Annotated in this window: 21 protein-coding genes and 1 pseudogene; 16 read left to right on the top strand and 6 right to left on the bottom strand. The window is 53.1% G+C overall.

What is annotated here, in order from left to right; genetic code table 11:
* The first annotated feature begins 80 nt into the window (after positions 1–80).
* Both lpxA and Q31b_RS01380 read left to right on the top strand, forming a co-directional pair.
* A complete protein-coding gene (lpxA, locus tag Q31b_RS01385) occupies positions 81–890 on the top strand; it encodes an acyl-ACP--UDP-N-acetylglucosamine O-acyltransferase (protein WP_146597888.1) in 810 nt (269 codons plus the stop codon).
* A complete protein-coding gene (locus tag Q31b_RS01380; protein ID WP_146597887.1) occupies positions 887–1,984 on the top strand; it encodes a Gfo/Idh/MocA family oxidoreductase in 1,098 nt (365 codons plus the stop codon). Before lpxA ends, Q31b_RS01380 begins: the two co-directional genes overlap by 4 nt.
* 430 nt (positions 1,985–2,414) lie before the next feature.
* On the opposite strand, the pseudogene Q31b_RS29790 reads toward Q31b_RS01380, so the two are convergent.
* The 4 genes and pseudogenes from Q31b_RS29790 to Q31b_RS01350 form a co-directional block, all read right to left on the bottom strand.
* Positions 2,415–2,816, bottom strand: a pseudogene (locus Q31b_RS29790) (transposase); the annotation flags it as partial.
* Positions 2,817–2,941: 125 nt separating this feature from the next.
* A complete protein-coding gene (locus Q31b_RS01370; protein WP_231617216.1) occupies positions 2,942–3,148 on the bottom strand; it encodes a GxxExxY protein in 207 nt (68 codons plus the stop codon).
* 234 nt (positions 3,149–3,382) lie between these two features.
* Positions 3,383–3,589 (bottom strand): GxxExxY protein, encoded by a 207-nt coding sequence (locus Q31b_RS01365; protein ID WP_231617216.1) that lies wholly within the window; start codon positions 3,587–3,589, stop codon positions 3,383–3,385.
* A gap of 3,069 nt (positions 3,590–6,658) precedes the next feature.
* Complete coding sequence (locus Q31b_RS01350) at positions 6,659–6,976, bottom strand: hypothetical protein (RefSeq protein ID WP_146597884.1); 318 nt, start codon at positions 6,974–6,976, stop codon at positions 6,659–6,661.
* 506 nt (positions 6,977–7,482) lie between these two features.
* Between Q31b_RS01350 and Q31b_RS01345 the strand changes: the two genes are divergently transcribed.
* From Q31b_RS01345 to Q31b_RS27765, 12 genes are all read left to right on the top strand, one after another.
* The gene (locus Q31b_RS01345; protein WP_231617215.1) at positions 7,483–7,863 is read left to right on the top strand and encodes a hypothetical protein; all 381 of its coding nucleotides are present in this window, start codon (positions 7,483–7,485) and stop codon (positions 7,861–7,863) included.
* A gap of 296 nt (positions 7,864–8,159) precedes the next feature.
* The gene (locus Q31b_RS01340) at positions 8,160–9,005 is read left to right on the top strand and encodes a DJ-1/PfpI family protein (protein ID WP_197170741.1); all 846 of its coding nucleotides are present in this window, start codon (positions 8,160–8,162) and stop codon (positions 9,003–9,005) included.
* Positions 9,006–9,060: 55 nt separating this feature from the next.
* Complete coding sequence (locus Q31b_RS01335; RefSeq protein ID WP_146597882.1) at positions 9,061–9,876, top strand: PEP-CTERM sorting domain-containing protein; 816 nt, start codon at positions 9,061–9,063, stop codon at positions 9,874–9,876.
* The gene (locus Q31b_RS01330; RefSeq protein ID WP_146597881.1) at positions 9,876–10,919 is read left to right on the top strand and encodes a DUF1559 domain-containing protein; all 1,044 of its coding nucleotides are present in this window, start codon (positions 9,876–9,878) and stop codon (positions 10,917–10,919) included. Before Q31b_RS01335 ends, Q31b_RS01330 begins: the two co-directional genes overlap by 1 nt.
* Positions 10,916–11,386 carry a hypothetical protein gene (locus Q31b_RS01325; protein WP_146597880.1) on the top strand — a complete coding sequence of 157 codons (471 nt, stop codon included), beginning with the start codon at positions 10,916–10,918 and terminating at the stop codon, positions 11,384–11,386. The genes Q31b_RS01330 and Q31b_RS01325 overlap by 4 nt, the downstream gene beginning before the upstream one ends.
* 159 nt (positions 11,387–11,545) lie before the next feature.
* Positions 11,546–12,046, top strand: coding sequence for a DinB family protein (locus Q31b_RS01320; RefSeq protein ID WP_146597879.1), 501 nt, complete (start codon positions 11,546–11,548; stop codon positions 12,044–12,046).
* A gap of 220 nt (positions 12,047–12,266) precedes the next feature.
* Positions 12,267–12,776: an RNA polymerase sigma factor gene (locus Q31b_RS01315; RefSeq protein ID WP_261343809.1), complete on the top strand. Its 510-nt coding sequence runs from the start codon at positions 12,267–12,269 to the stop codon at positions 12,774–12,776.
* The gene (locus Q31b_RS01310) at positions 12,773–13,798 is read left to right on the top strand and encodes a hypothetical protein (RefSeq protein ID WP_146597877.1); all 1,026 of its coding nucleotides are present in this window, start codon (positions 12,773–12,775) and stop codon (positions 13,796–13,798) included. Before Q31b_RS01315 ends, Q31b_RS01310 begins: the two co-directional genes overlap by 4 nt.
* The gene (locus Q31b_RS01305) at positions 13,795–15,795 is read left to right on the top strand and encodes an SUMF1/EgtB/PvdO family nonheme iron enzyme (protein WP_146597876.1); all 2,001 of its coding nucleotides are present in this window, start codon (positions 13,795–13,797) and stop codon (positions 15,793–15,795) included. The genes Q31b_RS01310 and Q31b_RS01305 overlap by 4 nt, the downstream gene beginning before the upstream one ends.
* Positions 15,796–16,296: 501 nt before the next feature.
* A complete protein-coding gene (locus tag Q31b_RS01300) occupies positions 16,297–18,714 on the top strand; it encodes an SMP-30/gluconolactonase/LRE family protein (RefSeq protein WP_146597875.1) in 2,418 nt (805 codons plus the stop codon).
* A gap of 60 nt (positions 18,715–18,774) precedes the next feature.
* Complete coding sequence (locus Q31b_RS27770; RefSeq protein ID WP_197170739.1) at positions 18,775–19,131, top strand: EF-hand domain-containing protein; 357 nt, start codon at positions 18,775–18,777, stop codon at positions 19,129–19,131.
* 102 nt (positions 19,132–19,233) lie between these two features.
* Complete coding sequence (locus Q31b_RS27765) at positions 19,234–19,761, top strand: hypothetical protein (RefSeq protein ID WP_197170736.1); 528 nt, start codon at positions 19,234–19,236, stop codon at positions 19,759–19,761.
* Between the two features lie 201 nt (positions 19,762–19,962).
* Here the strand turns inward: Q31b_RS27765 and Q31b_RS01290 are convergent, their stop codons facing one another.
* Entirely contained in the window at positions 19,963–20,385 is a 423-nt protein-coding gene (locus Q31b_RS01290; protein WP_146597874.1) for a hypothetical protein, read from the bottom strand.
* A 91-nt stretch (positions 20,386–20,476) separates the two neighbouring features.
* Here Q31b_RS01290 and Q31b_RS01285 point away from each other — a divergent pair, with 91 nt between their 5' ends.
* Complete coding sequence (locus Q31b_RS01285; RefSeq protein WP_146597873.1) at positions 20,477–20,992, top strand: RNA polymerase sigma factor; 516 nt, start codon at positions 20,477–20,479, stop codon at positions 20,990–20,992.
* A gap of 378 nt (positions 20,993–21,370) precedes the next feature.
* Positions 21,371–22,573 (top strand): hypothetical protein, encoded by a 1,203-nt coding sequence (locus tag Q31b_RS01280; protein WP_146597872.1) that lies wholly within the window; start codon positions 21,371–21,373, stop codon positions 22,571–22,573.
* Positions 22,574–23,059: 486 nt separating this feature from the next.
* Here Q31b_RS01280 and Q31b_RS01275 read toward each other — a convergent pair whose 3' ends face one another.
* Positions 23,060–24,847, bottom strand: coding sequence for a V-type ATP synthase subunit A (locus Q31b_RS01275; RefSeq protein ID WP_146597871.1), 1,788 nt, complete (start codon positions 24,845–24,847; stop codon positions 23,060–23,062).

The raw sequence follows: 24,847 nt of genomic DNA, 5'->3' as shown, positions 1-24,847 counted from the left end.
CTTTCCTTAGAAGTGACCGAACTTTGTTTTAGCGAGAAGCGTCCGCGTGGTAAATTTTTTTGAGAAGTTGGAACCAACTTATGGGTACGAAGATTGCTCAAACTGCGGTGGTCGATCCACGAGCAAAGTTGGGATCGAATGTACGCATTGGCCATTTTTGTGTGATTGGACCCGATGTGACTATCGGTGACGATTGCATCATCGAAGCTCATGCCGTGCTGACGGGACATACCACCCTTGGTGCCGAAAATCATATCTTTCCAGGAGTCGTGATCGGCGCCGACCCGCAAGACACAAGCTATAAAGGCGCACCCACCGCTGTTGTGATCGGTGATGGCAATACCTTTCGCGAGTACGTGACGGTTAACCGGGCGACCGAGAAGGAAGACGGCTATACCCGAATCGGCAATAACAATTACTTGATGACCCATGCCCATGTCGCGCACGATTGTAATATCGGTGACCGCAACGTGTTCGCCAACAATGTCATGCTTGGCGGACATTCCCATCTCGGCAGTGACATCACGCTAGCAGGTGGGGTTGGCGTTTCACACTTTGCATCGATCGGATCGCTTAGCTTTGTGAGCGCAATGAGCAAGGTTCTGCACGACGTTCCTCCCTTTATGATCGTCGAAGGCCAACCGACGAAGCCGCGAGCGGTCAACTCGATCGGCCTCAAACGTCACGGTTTCTCCAGTGAAGATGTCGCGGCTCTGACCAAGACGTTTCGGTTATTGTACCGCTCGTATGTGGGGCTAGAAAAGGCGAAAGAGCAAATGTTATCAACGGGTCCCATTCGACCTGTTCTGCGGACACTATTTGATTTCCTTGAAAATTCGGTCGGCGGCCAGAAAGGTCGTGGACGTGACCGAAGGAGAAAAGCAGCGTGAAGCCTCTACAAATCGCAGTTATCGGTGCCGGGCATCTCGGTCGCATTCATACCAAACTACTCGGCCAAGTGGACGGAGTCGAAGTGGTTGCCGTCAGCGATCCCTTCGTGCAAGCTCGCGAAACCATTAAACAACAGTTTGATATTCCTACCTACGAGGACTACCGCGACTGTATCCCGCTCATCGACGCAGCCGTCGTCGCGGCTCCGACGGATCTCCATGCCGAGATCGCGACCGAACTACTAAAGGCTGGCAAGCATGTCTTGGCGGAAAAACCGTTAGCAGCAAACGGTGCCGATGCTCAGCGTTTGGCGATGCTCGCTCGATCGAAACACTTGACGCTTCAAGTGGGCCATGTCGAACGATTCAATCCAGCTTTCACGGCCCTCGATGACCTAGCCGTCGATGTCAAGTATGTCGAAGCGGTCCGGGCGTCGCGGTTCCCCGGTCGCTGTTTAGATGTCGGTGTGGTCATGGATTTGATGATCCACGATCTTGATTTGGTACTTTCCCTAACCAATGCACCTGTCCGATCGGTACAAGCGAGCGGCGTCTCGGTCATTAGCAGCCATGAGGACATGGCCGAAACTCGAATTGAATTCGAGTGTGGTTTGGTTGCCAACTTGAAGGCTTCCCGATTGAGTCCCACGCCCGCTCGTTCGATGCAGGTATTTGGACCAAACGGGTTTGCCGATATCGATTTCGGTACCCCTGCCTTGTCGAAGGTTTGCGCAAATGACCGAGTCGTCGATCGCCAATTCGATATCGAGTCCGATGTCGAAAACCCGCTTGGATGCGCCGATCAGATTTTCTCAGGGCCTCTCCATTGTGAGACCTTAGAGCTGCAACCAAGAAACGCGATCCTCGATGAACTGCACGACTTCGTGATCAGTATTCAAACCGGTGTCGCACCGACCGTCACCGGGGATGCAGGGGCTCGCGCCGTCGTTGTCGCCGACCAGATTCTCGATTCGATTGCCAATCGTCATTGGTACCAGGATAGCGATCGATCCGAGCAAGGTGCCCACGCAGTCGCACGCCAACGCATCGAATCAGCAAGCCGCCGAGTGCATCAAGATCGCAAGGCTGCCTAACGCTTTGTCAGGTGAAGAATGGGGGAAGCCTCTTCCCTGGCGGTGGCTTCCCCATCGAAGAACGCACCAAAACGCGTGGGCAAAAAACGTATCACATTGCCAGTGACGCGATTCCGCAAATCAAGTTTGCTTTTGACGAAGCGCTCGCGCTGATGCCGTGCCAAAGCAGTGCGAGGCTTTATCTAGGAACGGCGATGGGTGAAGCCGCAGAAAATGCGTTCGAGAACATCCTTGCGGCTCTCGGCCCGCTCGGGCGATCTTACCTCACTCGGATGTTACCGCGAATCCACCAGAGCCAAGTCGGTGGCGACGATTCCGGGCACAACGAGACGGTCGAAGCATTGTCGGTTGGTATCGAAGACTCACGCGCGACGTTCATCACCTTTTTCACCTTCACTTTCAACAGATTCACGGTTCGATTTCGTAGGCGGTAAAGCCATGGAATCAATTCTTCGATCGCCTGCGTTTTGCGAAGGTAAGCTGGCAAGACGCTCGGAGTGAAAGTGACTCGCTTGTCTGGATCGGCAGTATTGTCACGAACACGACCTTGAGTGACGGGGATCGCTCCAGCGCCCGTCAGGATTTCACGTTCGGGGAGACTGCCATTTTTCACGACAAGCCGTCGACCACGTTCGTCAAGGCGGTTGCTGTGTTGTGCGAGGAAATCTTCCACTTCGGCGTCAATCGCGGCTTGGAGCATTTAGCGGGCACCTTCACGGACTAGTTCGTCCAGTGGACTTTTCTCGTCGAACTGAGCTCGGAAAGAGATCACTTCCGGATCGAGCGACTCGTCCACTGGTAAAGCGGTTCGTTCTGTTTTAACCTGGTTCATGGCGTATTCCTTTGCCCACTTCGGGCGGTTGGAGGTTTGAAGTTCCAACAGGATGCGCCACCTTTTTTATTCTTTCAAGAACACAACTTTTGATAATATCTCATTCACCGTTCCACATACACGACTCACAGAAACTCAGACAAAATAAAACGCTTGTATTCCAGTTTCTTGATTGGACCAAAGTTGACCAAATAGCCAACGGAGCTGCGACTGATTCGCATATAGTTGATCAATTGTGCTTCGTGTTCGGCACCCAAAACGTTGTGAACCTCAAAGGCGGCAGCCATGAAATCGTATCCTTCTTGCGCAAATGGGCTTTGTTGTTCAGGCACCAAAATACTCCTTTTGAATTTCAAAAACGGAATACACTACCCACAAATTATAGGCGGATATGTGTAGTACTTTCGGCAGACTTGTTGATTTTGACCGCTAATGCACGCTGATCGACGCTAATGAAACCCACTTCAAAATGGTCTTCCATATTTGATTAGCGTTCATTAGCGTCGATTAGCGGTTTCCCATCCCAATCCACAGAGCACATGAATTAACCGTTCCACACACACGACTCACAGAAACTCAGACAAAATAAAACGCTTGTATTCCAGTTTCTTGATTGGACCAAAGTTGACCAAATAGCCAACGGAGCTGCGACTGATTCGCATATAGTTGATCAATTGTGCTTCGTGTTCGGCACCCAAAACGTTGTGAACCTCAAAGGCGGCAGCCATGAAATCGTATCCTTCTTGCGCAAATGGGCTTTGTTGTTCAGGCACCAAAATACTCCTTTTGAATTTCAAAAACGGAATACACTACCCACAAATTATAGGCGGATATGCGTAGTGCATTCGGCAGACTTGTTGATTTTGACCGCTAATGCACACTGATCGACGCTAATGACCTCGCTACGTGCCAACCGAACCATCACACACCTCCCGAGAGAAAAGCATCAGCAGAATCACCAGGAATCGTATACCTCGGTTAGGGAAAAGGCAAATCCACCAAAATCATGCTCTGTCCCTTGGTGGTACCTTGCGTATTGTCGGGATGCGATCCTTATGGTTTGGTGTGTATCGAGTGTACTTTTCGGCACTCAAGAGTTGGAAGTCGCACGGTAACGGTAACAACGGATTGCTCTGGGGGTAACATTGATTCGGGAAGCGGCGAGAATTGTTGTAACGATGTTAATCCAGGACAAGGCGGGTCGGATTGCTACTCATTGTCTTCCTGGAGGTTGTGTGGTGCGGATGACGATACACCGCCACCGCCACCATGCTGGGATTGTTGCCTTGGTGAATATGCAACTTACGCAGGTTATGCATCAACCTGTGCCCTAGCCGTGCCAACTTGTGGCATTATTTGCTTGAGAGTAGGATCTCTTAGTCCTGGTTGTTTATCATGTATAACAGGATTAGGTGCTACTATGTCATTGGCTTGCAATAGAGCCGCTGATGCGTACGACGAACTTACCGATTGTCTTTACCAAGACCGTACGAGATAGTCACGATGTGCTCCCTAGTAATTACGATCGGAAGGCTATTATTATTAGCCATGATTCCAGTTGTCATCATACTGGCGGTGTGTGATAGTGCAGAGGCTGAAAACTGGATGGATGTCGTTGCGTCGGTGTTCTTTGGCGTTTTTTTTGCGGGGATGTTTTTCTATGCTCGGCGGGTTCTACAATAGCGTCCGAATAAGTCTAAGGTGGCCGGTAAAAAGGGAACGCTTCGCGAATAAGTCTAGAACGAGATCAAAGCAGAACGCTTCGCGGGGGTCAGACTTGATCTTCGGTTTTCAGCGTCTGTTGCGTGGTGATGCACCGGAGTGAAACGACGTTGTGAAGGCTGCCGAAAGGTGGCCTTTTTCGTTGGCGGGCAAACGAGTATAGGGACAGAGCATCATGTCAGGTGACGCAGTAACACCCCAAGCAGACTATGTCGGGATTTTTGCTTTGCTATTGCACCTGATCGTCAAACAGCGTGTGTGCAAGCCAGTGAGATAGGCTTTTTTCCTCGGAATGGCCGTATTGGGTGCGTACCTTCTTCCTGGGGGCAGCTCAAAGAGCGTCACGAAAAGAAGGAAAATCGAAGAAGGGGCACTCAGTCCGGGAGCGTCAGTAGCTCGCGGGCGCGGCGGCGGAGATGGTAGCGGCGGTGCGTGCGGTGACAACGCATCGNAAGTCGCTTGCTCGAGTCCCAACCGAACCAAAATCGGTGGTGCAGCCGAAGGCGTCACTCCGCGTTTGCCCGGCGCCACCTGCCGAGCTGTCCAATCGAGTAGCTTCAAGTAATCCACGAGCGAAATTGGTAAGAAGCCTTTATCACTACAACGCTTGCCGCTGTCGCTAGCACAGGGACCTACGGGATCAAGCTGCTCATCGATCGTCAGAGGTGCCAAGAAAACATCCGGCTTGTCTTCGCTTGGTGACTCGCTTTTCATCGCCTCGATCCGTTTTTGCACCGACGTATGATCGCTCTGCTCCAGCGTTTCCGCCATCGCGGCACGAATCAGGTTCAAATCCACGTAAGCGGCACAGGCCAGCAGGGATGCTTCGTCCGTCAATCGAGTTGCACGGTAGCGATCTTGGAAGAACCGGCCCGACTCCTGNTCCTCGCGATTCGCTCGCATCGCAACGCGTTGNCACAACANCCGCATCCACCAACTGAAACTGCTCAGCCGCTCGCGGATTTCTTGGCATTTGATTGGACAACCAGCGATCGATTTGAGTTCTGGCTCGCTTGGCGGCAAAGGCGACCCGTCGGATTTGCGGCGGTGTGGACAGAGCATCAACCAGCGCCGAGCCACCTCCCTATCGCTCCAGGTCGCCACCAGATCGGGCCGCGATCTTAGGATCAAGTGGATGTGGTTGTCTAGTATTGAAAAAGCTAGCAAATCTACTGAGAAAAATTCCGCAAACTGTTGCAGATATTTTTCGATCCAGATTTTCCGGTGGTCGAAGTTTTTGCCGGACACTTGGTCATTTCCCATCAGGAAACAGCGTCGGCAGGTCCGATTGTAGAGATGGGCGACAACGACCTCATGCGGATCAAACACCTCGCTACGTGCCAACCGAACCATCACACACCTCCCGAGAGAAAAGCGTCAGCAGAATCACCAGGAATCGTATACCTCGGTTAGGGAAAAGGCAAATCCACTAGAATCATGCTCTGTCCCTTGGTGTGCCTTGGTGTGTGTCCACCAGAATCATGCTCTGTCCCTTGGTGTGTCTGTCCCTTGGTGTGTCTCTTGGTGTGTCTCTTGGTGTGTCTCTTGGTGTGTCTCTTGGTGTGTCTCTTGGTGTGTCTCTTGGTGTGTGTGTGCCCCCACTTTGATGCTCTGTCCCTTGGTGTGCCTGATGCTCTGTCCCTTGGTGTGCCCGTCTGCACTTCTACGTGCGCTTACTCCCTTGGTGTCTCCCCTTGGTGTGATGCTTTGATGCTCTGTCCCTTGGTGTGCCATCTACGTGCGCTTACTCCCTTGGTGTCTCCCCTTGGTGTGATGCTTTGATGCTCTGTCCCTTGGTGTGCCATCGGTGTCTCCCCTTGGTGTGATGCTTTGATGCTCTGTCCCTTGGTGTGCCAGTCCCCTTGGTGTGATGCTTTGATGCTCTGTCCCTTGGTGTGCCATCTCCCCTTGGTGTGATGCTTTGATGCTCTGTCCCTTGGTGTGCCCTCTGTCCCTTGGTGTGCCATCCCTTGGTGTGCCACTTTGATGCTCTGTCCCTTGGTGTGCCCCTTGGTGTGCCATCTCCCCTTGGTGTGATGCTTTGATGCTCTGTCCCTTGGTGTGTGTGTCCCTTGGTGTGTGATGGAGCTCCACTTCAAGTGATACAGAAATAAAACAGGCTAGGGACAGAGCTCCACTTCAAGTGATACAGAAATACCCCGCCCGGCTTTTGTTGTCTGTGACGGGGCATTAAACGCGTCCGAAATCCTGGAGGGCAACGTCGCGAGCCAAACGTCGCGAGCCAGTTGTCCCTGAATGTCTCGGCTGAATCGCTTGCCAAGTTCATGAGCGGGCCGCTCGATCTGATCGAAATGCGGAACCTCCTCATCTTGCTCAGCGGCTTGGATTTCCGCCGCAACGTGTGCGGCTTCTATTTTAGGCGATGCTCGAGCATTTCCTTCCGTTGTGTTTCGTTCGTATCCATGTGATGGTTCCAAAACGTTCCCAGACCGATGACAGTGGTCGCCGTTTTACCGGCAAACTTAGAAGGCCACTATGGATCTTTTTGCAAAACTTCGAGCCCTCGCAATAGCTGACATGCACTCCAATGCTGAATCGACGGCGGAAAGGACTTGCCCGCTTAGGGGAGCGTAAGTATTCTGTCCCGTGTGAGGAGCAGGTCGTTAGTGTCCTAAACCATTTTTTGCCCTTGATTCGCCCGTTTTCTACTCGCTCGGCGTTTGTTTGCTATCGACGTTGCATCAGCTTTCTGCTGCTTGTGGTGTTATGTGCTGGGGTTACGGGACTTCCCGTTTCTCACCCGGTCTCGCCAAAAAATGGGCGATTTCCCTGTGAAGATTGTCCGTGCGGTTGTGCGACGGCGGAGTTTTGCTGGGACAAATGCTGCTGTTACTCCGATGAAGAAAAACTACGGTGGGCGGACGATAATGGCGTGCAGCCTCCCGGATTTCTCGTTGCACGGCTTCAGAAAGCCAAGGGCAACTTGACTCTGTTTTCTTCCGATTCATCCAATCCTGGTGCTTCACAACCCTCATGCTGTTGTTGCTCATCAAGCAAGTCTTCATGTCAAACCAATGTTGAGCCGACCGAGGTACCGACCGAGGTACCGACCGAGATACCGACCGAGATGGTTGTTGCGTCTGAGTTGTCCGATCAATCCGAGCGACTGACGCGCTGGGTTTGTCTGGAGGACGCCGCGAAATGTCGCGGGATCAATGCGATATGGACCATGCTCGCGGCCGCTATTGTTCAGGTTTCCCCGCCAGTCGTCGCCGAGGTGGAACCATTGCTGCTGTTTCAATTGTCAGTCGACGATGAGCGGGCTTGTTCGTCGAACCCTTTACCTGATCCGCCGATTCCCTAGCGCCGGAGTCGGCGTGCCTTTTTTGAAGGCATCTATAACCGTTGATTCGATTGCGGTCGCTGCTGCGCCGTCATGTTCGCCGTTTGCGCTATTGGGTTGATTGCTTGACCCCGCGTTTCCGGACATGGCTGCCGTGGTTGCTCATCGGGTGTCGATCAATCATTCGATCGGAAGTCTGCCTTTTTCGGACTTGTTCCTGATGCTCCCTTTCGCGATGCGTCGCGATTGCAGGATGGACCTGCGCGCACCCATTTATTCCAAACCAGCATTCATTCCGAAACAGAAAGTTGCTTCCTTTGCCTGATCCAATCCCCAACCCTTCACAGCGACGGCAGTTCATCGGTGCTGTATTAGCATCCGCGTTGGGTGCGAGTGCGCTCCCTTTGGTCTCGCGCGTCGCTACGGCCGACGAACCCAAACCAAGCGATCCTGAAACCAACGTTCACGACCACGCGATGCAATGGCCGCCCGGTTGGGTCGGCGACGAGCAGATCGTGATGTTGTTGTATCCTGGCTTTACCGCTTTGGATTTGTTTGGGCCACATCACATGTTTGCCGTGATGATGGGCGCGAAAGTTCACTTGGTTGCCAAGTCGCTTGAGCCCGTCGTTACCGATACCAAGATTGAGATTCGTCCCACCATGACGTTTGCGGAGTGTCCCACCAAACCGACGATCCTATTCGTTCCCGGTGGATCGACGGGAACCATCGACGCGGCTCGCGACGATGTGACACTAGATTTCGTCGCCCGGCAAGGTCGTGATGCCGGATACGTGACGAGCGTATGCACCGGGTCGGTCTTGCTCGGTGCTGCCGGCTTGCTGGACGGTTACAAAGCAACATCGCACTGGATCACTCGCGATTTGCTATCCCAGTTCGGTGCAACGCCGATCGACGAGCGAGTGGTCGTGGACAGAAACCGGATCACCGGTGCTGGAGTGACCAGCGGATTGGATTTTGGATTGAAGATGGTTCAAGACCTACGCGGCGACGAATACGCCGAAGCGGTTCAGTTGTTTGCCGAGTACGATCCGACGCCACCGATCGACAAAGGTTGCGTTGCCAAGGCCGATCCCCAAATCAGCGGATTGCTGATGAAGATGCACGAACCGTTTCGACAAATGGTTCGAGATTTGAAATAGACATTTTAACTTTCACCTCCCAAGATTTTCACTTTCACACTTAAGAGTTTTACTCATGACTATACGTAACCTTGTTTTCACGTTGTCTTCGATCCTACTCGGCATATCGTCGTCGCAAGCCGCCGTTGTGACCGGCGGCACCGCGACATTCTCGCTCGCTGATACGGCAACCAACGGAGCTTTTGCCGATCGGTTCTTTGTTGGCAACGACGCCGCAACGTTGACTCGAGGACAACTCATCGACGCAGCCAACTATCCATCGGTTTCCTTCGACCGCGCTCCTGGAGGAGTAACGGCAAACATCAATGGCGGATCGGTGGTGCAGCCCGACAGCCGTGTTCGTCAAGCGACGAATCTCGATTTTGATGACACCGCCTCCTCGATCTCTTCGTTCCTTTCGAGTTGGACCGCCGCGACGCCAGGTTTTGGTGCGTTCGGTCCAAACCTGACTGGCGGCGAGCAGGTCGGCATCGACGCGGCACTGCGTTTCAATACTCCGTTGGGCATTTTGGCCATCGGCGAGATTGCGCTTCAGTACGACCCAACCTCCACGTTTGGCGAAGGCACGTTTGGCGAAGGTCTGACACTGACTCAAAATTTAGATGCCAACGCGATTATCTGGCAACTGGATATCGACGATGCAACGTTTGTCAATTCATCGTCTGGGTTTTCGTTTGAAGCCGACATGATGACGACAGCCGGACCGGCTGGTTTTTATGGCTTGGACACCAATGCAGGGCGATTCTCGATCAATGCGACCACGACGGCTGTTCCAGAGCCATCATCATTGGCATTGTTGGGGATTGGATCGCTCGGCTCGATCTTGTTTCGACGCCGCCGACGATCCTGCACAACCCAAGGACGCGGTTGATGCTTCGCTGCAAGGAGGTCAGTCATTTGAGAAAACGACGGCCGCAACAACGCGGATTCACGCTGGTCGAGCTTCTGGTTGTGATCGGGATCATCGGGATTCTGATCGCGTTGTTGCTGCCTGCTGTTCAGGCGGTGCGAGAATCGACTCGTCGGATGCAGTGCCAAGACCGGATGCGTCAGATTGGCTTGGCGACGTTGTTGTTCGAGGACACGCACAAGGCGTTGCCGGCAGCAACTTATGGCGACGCTTACTGCAACTTGAAGGCAGGGAATTTTAAGGACGGCATTGCCGGCAGTCCGCTGACGGAGTTGTTGCCGTTCATCGAGCAGCAGGCCGTATGGGATCGTTATGATCGCGAGAAAGATTGGTTCCATGAAGATAACCAACTCGCGATCAATGCGCCGCTAGAACTCTACCGATGCCCGTCGGCGGTCGGTGGTTCGCAGCAGTTCGGTGTTCAGCGCGCCGTCGGTTCCACTCTTGACGTTTATCTGGACCGAACGGCGGCCACCTCCGATTACTCGGCGGTCTATAGTTGGGGCTTTCCCTACGCCATTCCTGCGACGCCATTTTTACGCGACCCTTGGGCGATGGGGGCTCTCTCGCCGATGAGCGAAAACTCGACGGGATTCTTTGGCGCGGGTGCCATCTATCAACGTCCCATTCGGACACTCACGACCGATGGTTCGTCGCACACGTTGACGTTCATTGAACAAGCTGGCAAGACAGATACTTGGATCAATGGACGACTGCATGAAGTCGCGCCGACGGCGGCAAGAGCCTGGGCACCGTGGGCCGGTCGCGGTTGCACTTGGATTCTGTCCTACCAAGCCGATGGTCTGTCATGGTCGCCGACGGGGCTAGGGCCCTGCAACGTGAACTGCAATAACCGGCAAGGAGTGTACGCTTTCCATGTCGGCGGCGCGAACACTGTTTTCCTAGACGGAAGTGTTCATTTTCTATCCGAGTCGATCGAAGCCGAGATTCTATACGCCCTGGTATCTCGATCGCGTGGCGATGATGTAGGAGAAGAGTTTTGAAACACACAAACCATTTGCAATTTCATGTTTCGTTGATAAACGCTGTAGCCTTCGCTGCCTTGATATTTCCGGGCTGTTCTGAATCCAAACCCATCGACGTTGATCTTTACCCTGTCGTTGGGACGGTGCTGCTCGACGGTCAGCCCGCCGTGGGAGCTACGCTCAAGTTCATTCCTGTCGATTCGGATACGGGAACTGCCGATTCCTCCAAGCCAAAGTATCGCCGAGCGCCAGCGGCGACGGTGGATGCCAACGGACGATTTCAGGCGAGTTTTGACGGCATTGGTGATGGCGCACCGCTGGGAACGTACAAGGTCGTTGTCTTCATGTTGCAGACGCCAGAAGGCGGTGGGTTTCCCACCGATCGATTCGGCGGAAAGTACCTCGACGAATCCAAACCCGTCGCGATGATTACCGTTACCGAAGGTGACAACGACTGTGGAGTGATCGAGTTAAAATCAACATGATCGAACTTTTTGGAGAATCGTTTAACGGCTCGAGTCACTTTTGCTCCGCCGATCCTGGTTGAAGGAATATTTTGATCTATCGATTCAGGGCGATTGGGAAAACCTGATAGAATCTCGTTCTGCTATTTGAAACGTTTCCCTTTTTACAGGAACCGAAATATGTCTGTCTCGTCTACGTCTATCGCTTCGATCATGCTTCCAGAATTTGATCGGGAGATGGCTTGCACCCGGAAAATCCTGGAAAAAGTTCCCGCTGATAAATTGGAATGGAAAGCGAACGAATCGCTCCATACTCTTGGTTGGAATGCCAATCATGTTGCAGAAATTGTCGGCTGGACCCAATTCATCATTGACGAGGACGTTTTCAATTTAGCACCCGTTGATGGGCCGGCGTACGAGACTCCATCGCTTAGCGATCCTGCCAAAATCATCGAAGCTTTCGATCAGAATGTTTCCCTCGCGCGGGCTGCTCTGGAGCGGACATCCGATGAAACGATGGGGGAAATGTGGACGATGAAAGCGGGTGAGCAAACGTTGATGACCATCACGAAAGGCGAATGCCTGCGGACTTGGGTCTTCAATCATACCGTTCATCACCGAGGAATCTTGTCCGTTTATCTCCGCATGCTCGGCGTGGCTGACGCAACCGCCTACGGCTAGTCAGGACGAACATCGGATTAGCGTGTGGCGGAGGTCGTCAAGGTTTTCGACACTTCCCGCTGATTTTCCAAAAATAGTTGTCCCCAAACGTTCTGGCTGCGACAGTAAACAATAAAGCGTGGCCGAACACGGCCGCCATTCACTGTTGTCAATTCACTGCCGTCCCTATTGAGCGGACTACGTTTTGGACCCCAAGGCAAGAAAAGTATTCGAAATTCTAGTGCGTGAGAATTCACGAATGCTGAGCGTGTACCTGCGTAGTCTGTTGCGTGACGAGGCCGCGGTGGATGACTTGTTCCAGGAAACCATGCTGGTCGCCTGGCGAAGACTCGACGATTGCGATCTTGACCGTCCCTTCGGTCCGTGGTTGCGGGGGATCGCTTCGCGGCTTGTGAAGGCTCATTACCGAAAGCAAAAATCTGCTCCGGTTCAGCTGCATGAAACGGTGTTAGCAGTCGTTGATCGCCACTTTGAAAACATCACTCAAATGGCTGGCGACACCTGGGACGAAAAAGTTGCCGCCTTGCATCGTTGTGTTGACGATTTACCTGAAAAACAGAGAGGCGTCATTCGAGAGAGGTACTTCGAGGGGATGCCTGCGAGCCAGGTTGCATGTCAATGTCAAATATCGATCGAAGCTTGTAAGAAACGTCTGCAGCGTGGTCGTGCGATGCTCGCCGAATGCCTGAAGAAAAAAGGGGTTTTGGACGGCGGAGGAGTGGTGACATGATCGACCGGCCCGAGGATTTTCTATCGGATTGGTTTGATGGCGATGCGGAGAACTTGTGCGAACAGCAAGGCGAGTACTTCCAAGCGTTTCACGAGCAGGTGGCGGAATCGTTGTTGGTGCATGGTCTGCTATCCGATGTTGGTAGCCGTGACGAAAATCGCGATGCCAAACGCATTCGCAACTTGATGTCTGCGATTGATAACGAATCGGCGTCGGGGCAAAAGCCCGTTCGTCGATATGCGATTCTGGTCTCGACCATTGCTATCGCAGCTTCACTATTGTTTGCTGCGGTTTTGCTTTTGCCGCTACAAAACGTTTCGGCGGGAAGGTTGTGTCTCGAGAAAGTGATCGAAGCTGCGGCGAGGCCGTTTGATCGGACGTATCGCGTGCATGTCGTCGAAGAGTATCCGCGTGACAAGAAGCCAAGAAATCTCTCACAAGAAGCATGGGACCGTGAAGCGGAACAACAACTCGACGGTGCGACGCTGTTTGTACGAGGAGCCGATCAATATGTTCTCACCGCAATGCTACGCTCAGGAATACAGAGAACGACGGGATCCGACGGCAAGGTGAGTTGGGCTTTCCGTGAAGGGGGGCCCGTGCATGTGAGTGAGGACCTGAACCGCTTTCGTGGTGGTGTGCCTGGTCAGCAACAAGACATTCCGTTCATGAATATCCACTCGCATCTGTCGCAGTTACAGAACGGGTATCAAATCGAGCTGATGCACGAGCAGGGCAAGACGACCGACGGATCGGTTCTGTCTCAGTTGGTCGGCATTCGCAAGTCGAGTGAGGTTCGAGGCCCGAAGCAGATTGAGATTTGGTTCGATGCCGACAACGGGACCATTCACAAAATGTTGCTCAGTGGTCTGCCTCGTGGACGTGGCGGTCCCAAGAGTTTGGAATTGGAGCTGATCGATCAATCCGATCTGGCACCTGATTTCTTCTCTCACCCATTTCATCATCCACAACGAAACGCGTCAGAACCGGCACATTCAGCTGGAGGAGAAAACGAACGATGATACGTACCAATATGCGAATCGGTTTAGCGACCGCATTGCTTGTTTCAATTGTTTCGACAACCGATGCTCAGCAGCGGTCACCTGATCCTTATCAGCAAGGGGCGACAGCAGGGCAAGACTTAGGGACGCAGCGGAGGCAGCAAGCTAGAATTCAAAGCCAGGCGAACCGCGGCGGAGAGGCTTCGCGGTCCGGCGAGGCGAGACAAGGGCAAGGACAACGACAGGCTCAAGCTCCAGGTCAGTCGGAGAATCGAAGGGGCGGCGGAGCAGGTGGTGGCGGCGGCGTGTCGCGAAATCCTGTTGTTTTAGCTCTCGATTTAAACCATGATGGCGAGTTTTCGGCGGATGAGATAAAGAGTGCGGCGATGTCACTTACGAAGCTCGACGCAAATGGCGACGGGCGTGTATCGCGTGAAGAAATGCGTCCGGCAAACTCGCGTGAAGCGGAAAACGAGGCTGAACGCGAATCGTCGTCAAGACCTCAGCCGGCCCGAACACAGATAGAACAACCACGATCGGAACGTCCTGTTGCGTCGGAACTATCACTACGTAGTGAGCCAGCGCCAGTGGACGGATTCGCATTGATACCTGCCGGTCAATTCGAGATGGGTGACCATCATGATCTCGGTGGACAAGAGCATCGAAACGATGAGGTTCCGATTCACACCGTTTCGATTAGCTCGTTCTTGATGCAGCGTACCGAGACAACCAATCAGCAGTATTGCGATTTTTTGAATGACGCGTGGATGGCGAAGGCAATCGAATTACGCGAGGGACAGGTCGTGCAGGTTGGGACGGACATCGTCTACTGCGATACGTTGGCTTCGGACGCGGCTTCGCAGCTTGCATTCAATGCCAAGAAGCAATTCGTCGTACGTTCTGACAAAGAGAAGCACCCGGTCGTTTGCGTTCGCTGGCACGGCGGAACAGCTTATTGCAACTGGCTTAGCGAGCAGGAGAGCCTTGCTCCTTGCTATGACACGCGAACGTGGGCCTGCGACTTCACCAAGAATGGGTATCGATTTCCGACCGAAGCGGAGTGGGAGTATGCAGGACGCGGCGGCTTGACGAAGACATATCGAATCTTCCCCTGGGGTGATGAGCCTGATCAAGAGCGGGCGAATTGGCCGAATTCGGCTGATCCCTTTGAGACGGGGCCGTATCCGTGGACGACGCCGGTTGCTTTTTACAATGGTACGGTCCGAGACAAAGATGCTTTTAACTGGCCCGGTAGGCAAGAAACTTATGTGACCGCAGATGGTGCCAACGGCTATGGTCTCTACGACATGTCCGGTAACGTTTGGGAATGGACGGGTGATTGGTACAACCGCGACTATTACGCTGACGGACCGGTCGACAACCCTACCGGTCCAAGTTCAGGAACGGCGGTTCAAGACGGCAATACTTATCGCGTACTTCGCGGTGGAAGTTGGTTCAATGGTCAATGGGGGCATGGTCGCGTTTCGAATCGCAACCCATCCTATTATCGTGGCCCTGATGACCCGAATCATAGCTATTACCACATCGGTTTCCGGCCCGTCCGTCAGGCTGAGCAGGCTGTTTTAACGAGTAGTACGGCAGACACCACGGCAGGCCGACCGCAGAGGCGTCAAAGCGACACGGCACTACGACCTTCACTGTTGGAAAGTTCGGGTGTCGATCTTGGCCACGGTGTTCCCGGTGACGATCAAATTCGCAGTGACGGTCGCACACTTGGTCTGCTGATAAACGATACGCAGGCATTTAAGGGCTACACGTTGGCGGCTGACGGAGAGCCTGGCACTGACCACCGCGGGCACCAATGGAACGCCGTTTTTAAAATTCATCGCTACGCTCCAAACTACGCAGGGCTGGAGGACAAGGTGCTGACGCCTGGGGGGCCCATCGAGCAGCCGATCGGAGCACCGATGCTTGTTACCGGTGACCGCAGCCAAAGAAAGGGCGGCGTCGGCGGCGAACGCGGGGGACAAGGGCGTGGCGGAGGACGTCAACGCTAAGCTTTTAATGTCCCGTTACAAGGCTCCTGTCTTATCACGGGATGCTTCGCAGGCTCCCGTCTGCCGAGCTGAGTACGGGAGGCGGGAGTCTCCCAAACAGTGTGTCGCCAGGCGGGAGACTGGGGACAAGTAGTGAGTATCCATACGCATCAAGTTAAGTAAGTACGACGACTTCACCCTCCCCAAACGCACAGGTCACGCAGTTTTTAACTCCAGCTAAGGCAACAACTTAACCACCTCCACCAAACGCAGTTTGGGGGAGGTCGAACGCGGCGGCCGAGCCGTCGTTCGGGAGGGGGCCTACACGATGCGCTTCGTGCAAGTGCTCTGCGGGCCCCCTCCCTCGCGAACGCCTAAAGGGCGCCCGTCGGACCTCCCCGGGCTGTGCCGGGAGAGGTACAACAAGCATAAACGCCTGTAAAACAAGCACTGTAAAACTGCACGACCGCTTCGCCGCGAGGGTGAAGTAGAACTAGATCACCAACCTATCGGATTCACACAATGATTCGCTCCCTTCCATTCGTGATCATCCTGATGGTGATCGCCGTTGCCGGTGCTCACGAGTCGCTTCGCGGACCGACGGAATTGATCCATTGGGATCAACAGCAGTCGTTCCATGGCTACACGCTCTTTTCTACACGGGGTACCAGTTACCTGATCGACATGGAAGGACGTGTCGTGAACACTTGGCCGATTGGTACGACACCTCAATTGTTAGAGAATGGAAACCTACTCGATGCATCGAAGGACGACCCGAGTGGATTTGGCGGTTTTCGCGAACTCGACTGGAACGGCAACGTCGTATGGCAATATGACGAGCAACGCCCCGGTTACAAACCGCACCACGATTGGGTGCGGATTTTCAACAAACAACTTGGTCAGCCGACGACGCTGTATATCGCCAATCGCGAGATCACGCACCAAGAGGCGATCGACGCAGGTTGCGATCCCGCCAACGGTCCCTACGACGGTGCGCAATTGGACACGATTGTCGAGATTGACATGCAGGGCAATATTGTTTGGGAGTGGCGATTTTTCGATCACACGATTCAAGACGTCGACCCCACAAAACGCAACTACATCGATCAGGGCAAGACGGTCGCCGACTACCCTCATCGGATTAATGTTAACATTCCCGGTCGGCCAGTAAAACGTGATTGGCTGCATTGCAATTCACTTGACTACAACCCACAACTCGGCCACGTGGTCACGAACTCCGTTCAAGGTGAGTTCTATGTCATCGATCACGATGGGACGTTTGTTGCCGGAGACCCCGAAGAGAGTATTCGTCGTGCAGCCGGTCCTGCGGGCGACTTTTTGTATCGCTTTGGTGATCCCGCACGCTATGGGCAAGGCGACCCGCCCTCGATCCTGGCCGACTGGACCCAATCGACAACGGGGCACAAACAGATCGGTGGTGCGCACGACGTTCACTGGATCGATAAGGGTTTGCCCGGCGCAGGCAATTTTCTGATCTTCAACAACGCCCAATACTTGTTTGAACGAACGCCGCAGTCTTACGTCCTCGAGATCAACGGGATGGTCAACGAGCTGGGCGAGCGTGCGGAAGTCTACGTCAATCCACCTGATGCCGGCTACTTTCGTTGGCAGCACCCCAACCGCGATTCACAAAAGACGCCACGATGGGTCTCCAACCAAATCGTTTGGATGTACTACTCACGCAGCAACCAGGGATTCTTTAGTCACATTGGTTCTGGTGCGCAGCGATTGCCCAATGGCAACACGCTTGTTTGTGCCATGACCGAAGGGCACTTCTTTGAAGTCACTCCGGATGCCGAGATTGTTTGGGAGTACATCAATCCCGTGACCAAGGAAGGTGTTGTGAAAGTCTTGGAGGATTCCTTTCCAATGTCCAACGCAGTGTTTCGAGCCTACCGCTATGGACCAGACCATCCGGCACTGCGAGATCGTGAGCTGCAGCCAAAGGGGACGTTGACCGAGTTGGCTTCGCAAGGCCAGATCCAGTCATCGCCTCGGCAAATGCCCCAAACAAACCCTCGGGCAAACCAGCCTGGACAGAAGCAAAATCGACAACAAAGACAACCCGGTACACGAACGAACCAGAACGAAGGACAACGAGGCCCATCGACAAACTCTGAATCAAAACGTCCTACCGAGGCAACCCAACTCAATCCGGAAACCGAGTTTCAATTCACTGAAGGGCCAGTCGGGGATGCCGATGGAAACATTTATTTCACCGATGTTCGAGCAAACCGTATCTATCGCCGCGACCCGACTGGCCAACTGGAAGTCTTTCTCGAAGACTCCGGCGGCGCCAATGGCCTTGCAATCGATGCGGAAGGGGATCTCGTTATCTGCCAAGGCGAACGAAGCCGCGTTGCACGACTTAGCAAAGACGGGAAGCTAACGACGCTTGCCGACAAATACGCAGGCAAGCCGTTCAACAAACCGAACGATCTTTGGATCGCTCCGAACGGGGGTGTTTATTTCTCTGATCCGCTCTACGGCAGGGGGACACCAACGCAAGATGGACAACACGTCTATTACATCACACCCGCTGGTGATTCGGTGATTCGTGTCGCCGACGACTTGGTGCGGCCAAACGGATTGGTAGGCTCCGCAGATGGCAAGACGCTGTTTATCACCGATCACGGAGCCGACCGGACCTACCGCTATGCCATTCAAACCGACGGATTGCTTGCCGACAAGAGTGTTTTCGCCGAAATCGGAGCTGACGGCATGGCAATCGACTCGCGTGGGAATGTCTATTTGGCAAGCCAGCAGATCGTGGTCTTTAACTCGCTGGGAAAACAAACTGGCAGCTTCCCGACTCCCGAGCAACCGACCAATGTTTGTCTGACGAAGGACGAGTCCGAGCTGTTTGTGACGGCGCGTAGCATGATTCTATCGATCCCCCTTGCCGAAAAACGCAACTGAGGAAACGTCGCTGCGAATGACCGCGAACGCAAACCTTGGCTCGTTGTACACGCATCGGAAATGGATGCGAATAAGGATGGTTTTTTGGAGCAAAGCGAACTGCAACAAGCGTGTCGTGAAGTTTTCAAACTTTACAATCAGAACGGCGATGCCCAATTGACACTTGATGAATACGCCGGGCGTCGAGGTGAAGCCTCCCATACCATGGGCGGATTCGTTCGTCAGCATGTTGACGAGATCGACGCAAATGGCGATCAATGCATCACGATGCAAGTCCTGTTTTATGAAGATGCACAGGCACACTTGAGTTATGGATTGCGGCACGGAGCTCACTCAGCAAAAACGCCAGTCCAAGTTTTCAAAGCGGGGCAACCTCGTGATTTCGTAGATGATACGCTTGATAAGAACGCTCGTTAGTATTATCGACTCATCTACGAGGCGAGTGACCGTGAGACGCGGAAGAGTGAAGAGTATTCGTTTCATACGCAACGTGATCCTGGCTCATCGTTTGCTTTTACGGTGCAAGCGGATTCGTATTTAGACGAAAACACCAGTGGCGATGTCTATTTGCGAACGCTTGGAAACGTCCGCGTCGATCAGCCAGACTTTCATTTTGCGTTGGGCGATACGTTCATGACGGGCAAGTATATCAAACCCGAACGAGCAGAACCTCAGTATCTTGCTCAGCGCTATTGTCTCGGCCAGCTTTGTCATTCTGCACCCCTGTACTTTGCCTTTGGAAATCATGATGGTGAAGCGGGCAATCGTGGATCAAATGTTTGGGCGACGTTGACTCGCAAGCGGTATCTACCGAATCCCTTTCCGGATGACCTCTTCACTGGCAACGATCAATCGGAACGGGGAATTGGTCTGCCAGAGAACTACTATCAATTCGAGTGGGGCGATGCTCAGTTCATTGTGCTCGATCCCTTTCGCCATACGACCATACGCTCACGCGGTCGAAGCAGCGACAACTGGCACTGGACGCTTGGTGAGCATCCGTATCAATGGTTGAAACGATCACATGTTCATCAGGCAAGATCTTGATGGGATTGTCTATCAACTCGTTCCACAGCCGGGTCATCCTAAATCAGGGATCCGAAACGCTGAAGAGTACGGCTACTATGGCTTCCAATTGAGAAAACGCCAGTCCGCTTCTCTTCCACCTAATTTCACTGAAACCTCGAGGAGTCGACCAATTTGTACATCGATAAAGCTGACGCACGCATGGTATCCGCGAATCAAGTTTCAAGCGGTTTCGTCGGAGACGGGGTCTTTGTCTGGGATACCGCGATAGGCTCGCATCTCGCCCCAACTGTATTGACACGCCGACGAAAGGCCTTGGGGAAAGTACATGTTGTTGGGCAGCTTGACTTCCGTTTCTGGATACAAGTCCCAGTATTTCTTGGGTGCATGAAAGGGTAAATGAGGACGATGGAAACCGCAGGCCAAAAAGAATGGAGAATCACCGGTGCTTAATTGGCGTAAATCTTCGATTGTCTTCTGGCAAATCATCGCGTCGGGGTATTCTTCGTCCGGTGTGTCCGCGATTTCATAAGCAGGGCGGGGAGCGAAGTCACTCTTGCTAAGGGCGTGTTCTCGAATCTTGCAACGGGCTGAACAGGAAACGAGGAAAGTAACAAAAGAGGCTTTGACAACAACGATGCTCAAGAAGTTTTTCCGATAATCCGCCCGGTTTGCTGAATAAATCAGCCTGGTGGGAGGGTCTTGAACGTAAATAGGATTAACTTTTGGAGCAACGATGAGCAGTTTGGCGATGCGTTTGGCCGATGATGAGCAATCGGCTTGGGCTGAATTGTACGATGCGACTGCCAATTCGTTGTTTCACTACGTCACAGTCTTAGCGGGCGACCGTGACGCGTCCGCCGAGATTCTGCAAGAAGTTTTCGTGCGGTTGTTTCGGCATCGCGATCGTTTGCGAAACGTCGATGATTTGAATGCGTTTGTATTTGCGGTAACTCGCAATGAGACCAATCGATGGCTGAGTCAGAAATCACGCCGTCCGAAATCAATGGAACTTGGTGAGCATTTGGATCGACAGGCTACCGATTCGTACGCGGAGGATACCGAGTTGTTGCAGCTTACTTTACAAAAATTATCAGCCGAAGACCGCGAAATCATTCACTTGAAAATCTATTCCGAGTTGACCTTCTCGCAGATTGCCGACGTACTGGAATTGCCGATAGGGACGTGTGCTAGCCGATACCGGCGAACAATCTCAAAATTACGATCGAGTATTCAGGAGCAGATCGGATGAGCGAACACGACCAAGTCGAACAATCCCTCCATCGATTAAAGCATCTACAACCACCGCCCATGCTGCGAGTCGCGGTACTTGATGCGATTGATGCCGAACGAACCACAGCAGCTAGCTTGACGGTTGCAAACTCTAACTATCGCCAATGGCTTTCGCGAGTTGACCGCTTGGCAACTTTTGCTGCTCCGTGCATGCTACTTTTCAGTTTGCTTGTCTATGCGTTCGTTAACCGTTCAGCGGAATCCTTATTTCGCAGCTCGGATCGGTCGGCAGCGGTTGTGTCGAGTCGTTTTGTAGCAACACCGTCTGCTAGATCATCTCAAGCTATGTTTATTCAGCATCTCGCCAATCTACAAACCTTACACACAGAATTATTTCATGAAACGCTTAAGAAAGCTCCTCAAGTGGACGGCGATCGTCCTCCTCTCAGTCGTCTCCATCGTGATTCTGGTGGTTGCGGTTTTGAACTGGCGAGCATCTCGCCAAGTCGAGGCCCGACTCGCTCCACTGCGTGAAGCGGGCAAACCCGTAGGAATTGCGGATCTCAAGCCCCCGCCGGTCGATGATTCACAGAACGCGGCAATAATGATCGAGTCGTTGTCCGATGAGATAACAGACTACGAGCGTCAGCTTGCCAAGGCGACGCGAGATGCGACGACCGACGAGCAGTTCAATATCGGTGCCGTCCAAGTCGCCAGGATGAATGCCAGCGAACGGCCTGAGCTAGTCGGAAAACTGCGAGAAGCACTACAGCTGCCAGCATTCCATCCAGACTACGACTACGCCAGCGGCCCGACGCCGCTAATGGAAAATGTTTCCGAACAAGCTGGGCAAATCAAAATGGTAGCTCGTATTCTTTACGCCCATGGCTTGATGTCGTTGGCGGATGGAGAGACTGATGAGGCGGTCGTCGATGCCATTGCAGTTCTCCATTGGAGCGAACGCGTCGCAGATCAACCGTTGCTGGTGAATTATTTGATGAGTGCTGCGCTGTACTTCCAGGCCGCCGACCTAGCGGCGAAATGTTTGTACGCAAACGATGCATCACCACCGCTGCGCACTCAATTGCTCGACGCCTTCGGCGAAGTCGACTTAGCGGAGCAATTCACTCACGCGATCGATACCGAACGAGCTTTCGGACTGTCGTCGTTTGAGTCCTTTGCCTTGGCTCCGTTCCAGATCATGCTCGGAGAGCTTTCAGCCTACCTCGATACCATGTCCGCGGTCGAGTCCTATGCAAAGGCTCCCGTAGGCGTTGCTCCGGAAAATCCGCAAGCAGACGGCGTTTTTTCGACTCTGGTCGCGTCCGGAATTGCAATTGGATTGAAGACGCTCCGGCGTAGTCAAGCAAAAGCACGAGCGATTCAGATTTTGGCCGCATGGCAAGACAGCCGGCTCGGCGTGGATACGTCGATCGAGGACCTTGAATTGTCAGAAACCGTGACTACCGATCCGTTCGACGGTTCCACGATGAAGTTGAAAGTCATCGGTGACACGATTGCCGTTTATTCGGTCGGCAAAAACCTAGTCGACGATGGAGGCCAATTCGACGAAGAACAGGATGTTGGCGTCTCGCCTTAGTGAGGGTTCGTGCTATTCGTGGCGTAGGCTTCCAGCCTGCGATTTGCGACAAGTACGAATTCGCAAGCAGGATGCCTACCCCACGTTGTAATGTCGCTGAAACACTCGTTTATTTTGCCACGACGCGGGCGATCGAGTTCTTCTTGCAACTGCGCTGCACGTGCCTCGGCTGCCGGTCGTGCTGCCCGTTCTTGTTCGGCTTGTTGCTGCTCTGTTTGCGATAGCGATATTCTAACAGATCAAAAATCCGAATCATCTAGCGTCGATGCGTATCCGTTTCACCCGTAGGTCGCCCATCCGATTCAGGGCACTCGATTTGATCCGTGAACGTTGTTGTGCTCATACCAGAACTGCCTCATAAAAGTAAACGTCCAACGCATTGTACTACAAATCCCGTTGAAGCCGAGCCAGTTTAGACTCTCCAGCGTTGAAGTGGGCGTAGGCTGGGTCTGCATCGCTACCGCGACTTGTACCCAGCCTACCTTGCTACGACGTTGTCGCTAGGTCGATAATCTCTTTGCGGAATCGCTTGTAGTCGGCTGAGTCGGTTGGCGCGGTATTCAAGTTCTTGAACAATCCGGTCAATTTGGTGAAGAAGGTTCGAGCCTGCTCTTTCTCTTCAAACGTATAACTTCGATGGATCAGATTTTGGCAGAGAAGGAATGTTTCTTTTTGTCGCTCGAGCGGGACCGAAACATCGACGGGGTCATAAGCGTCTTGTTGCAGGTAGACCATGTCCAAGAACAATGACTTTTGATAGATAACATAGTCTTCGATTGAGATTCCTTCTTCGCCCGTCACCTGCATCATTTGGTCAATGCTCTCACCGTCACGCAACAATTGATGCATTGCCGATACGCCTTCGTTCCACTGAGGATCGACTTCGGTTTCAAAAAACGTTTCAAGCTGCTCACGATAGCGTGACCATGAGATTAGCGGGTCAATCGCGGGATAAAACCGTTTATAGGCTCGGTCATACGACAATCCCAAAAAGCATTTGACGGTACCCAAAGTCGATTGAGTAACGGGTTCTTCAAAATTGCCTCCTGCAGGCGAGACCGAGCCGATCAACGTGAGCGAACCCGTTTCGCCGTCGGCCAACCGCAGCACGCCTGCTCGTTCATACAACGTCTTGATCGCACTATCCAAGTAGGCGGGAAAGGCTTCTTCCCCTGGGATTTCCTCAAGCCGTCCACTGGTTTCTCGCATCGCTTGGGCCCAGCGTGAAGTGGAGTCGGCTAGTAGTAAAACATTCAAGCCCATTTGCCGATAGTATTCACCGAGTGTGATCCCGGTATAGATCGACGCTTCGCGTGCGGCAACGGGCATGGATGAAGTGTTACAAATGATGATCGTTCGATCCATCAGCTTGCCACCTGTTCGCGGGTCGTCCATCTCCGCAAACTCATGAATCGTTTCGACCACTTCGCCTGCCCGTTCGCCACAAGCGACAACGACGACCACGTCCACGGTGCAGTAGCGTGCAATCAAGCCTTGCAGCACCGTTTTGCCAGCACCAAAGGGTCCAGGAATACAAGCGGTTCCACCACGGGCAATCGGGAAAAAGGTGTCGACAATTCTCGTCGTCGTGATTAGGGGCTGAGTCGGGAATTCACGATCAACGATGCGTTGTTGTTGCATGGATGCCGGGATCGGTGTCCGTACCGGCCATGGCTGCACGAGGGGCACATCGCGAGATCGTCCGCTTGGTTCGACAAGGGTTGCAATGGTGGAATTGGTTTTTAATCTGCCTTCGGCGATCGACTTTACCGTCATTTCCGAAGTTGCATCAAAGGGAACCATGATTTTGTGACGAATATGATTTTCCGGCACCGTGCCAAGAACTTGGCCGGCAACAACCACATCCCCCACTTTGCAAATGGGGGTGAAGTCCCACAAGCGGTCAGGGTCGAGCGCTGCCACATCGCGGCCTCGTTTCAGAAAGAAGCCATCGAGTTCAGCCAATTCACTCAGTGGGTTTTGCAGTCCATCATAGATGGTGCCTAGCAGCCCTGGGCCGAGCGAAACGGAAAGTAACTCGCCGGAAAGCTCGACGAAATCACCAAAACGAATCCCATCGGTATCTTCGAAGACCTGCAAATCGGCTTCGTTACCATTGATCCGCAACACTTCCGCCTTCAAGCGTTCGTCACCGACACAGACAAAAGCAACTTCATTCTTCATGATTTGCCCATCGCTCATTTGCAAGCGAACGATGTTGCCGTTAACGCCCAAGACTTTTGCAGTGGCGGACGTCGTCTTTGTGATAGTCAT

The organism is Novipirellula aureliae (assembly GCF_007860185.1).
Taxonomy (GTDB): domain Bacteria; phylum Planctomycetota; class Planctomycetia; order Pirellulales; family Pirellulaceae; genus Novipirellula_A; species Novipirellula_A aureliae.
Note: the sequence above shows the minus strand (reverse complement) of the source record. Positions and strands in the feature narration are given on the sequence as shown.

What these genes read in the sequence shown, in the direction of transcription:
- lpxA (WP_146597888.1), top strand. Translation starts at nt 81, where the DNA reads ATGGGTACGAAGATTGCTCAAACTGCGGTGGTCGATCCACGAGCAAAG.
- Q31b_RS01335 (WP_146597882.1), top strand. Translation starts at nt 9,061, where the DNA reads ATGACTATACGTAACCTTGTTTTCACGTTGTCTTCGATCCTACTCGGC.
- Q31b_RS01330 (WP_146597881.1), top strand. Translation starts at nt 9,876, where the DNA reads ATGCTTCGCTGCAAGGAGGTCAGTCATTTGAGAAAACGACGGCCGCAA.
- Q31b_RS01320 (WP_146597879.1), top strand. Translation starts at nt 11,546, where the DNA reads ATGTCTGTCTCGTCTACGTCTATCGCTTCGATCATGCTTCCAGAATTT.
- Q31b_RS01310 (WP_146597877.1), top strand. Translation starts at nt 12,773, where the DNA reads ATGATCGACCGGCCCGAGGATTTTCTATCGGATTGGTTTGATGGCGAT.
- Q31b_RS01305 (WP_146597876.1), top strand. Translation starts at nt 13,795, where the DNA reads ATGATACGTACCAATATGCGAATCGGTTTAGCGACCGCATTGCTTGTT.
- Q31b_RS01300 (WP_146597875.1), top strand. Translation starts at nt 16,297, where the DNA reads ATGATTCGCTCCCTTCCATTCGTGATCATCCTGATGGTGATCGCCGTT.
- Q31b_RS27770 (WP_197170739.1), top strand. Translation starts at nt 18,775, where the DNA reads ATGGATGCGAATAAGGATGGTTTTTTGGAGCAAAGCGAACTGCAACAA.
- Q31b_RS01285 (WP_146597873.1), top strand. Translation starts at nt 20,477, where the DNA reads ATGAGCAGTTTGGCGATGCGTTTGGCCGATGATGAGCAATCGGCTTGG.
- Q31b_RS01280 (WP_146597872.1), top strand. Translation starts at nt 21,371, where the DNA reads ATGAAACGCTTAAGAAAGCTCCTCAAGTGGACGGCGATCGTCCTCCTC.
- Q31b_RS01275 (WP_146597871.1), bottom strand. Translation starts at nt 24,847, where the DNA reads ATGACTATCACAAAGACGACGTCCGCCACTGCAAAAGTCTTGGGCGTT.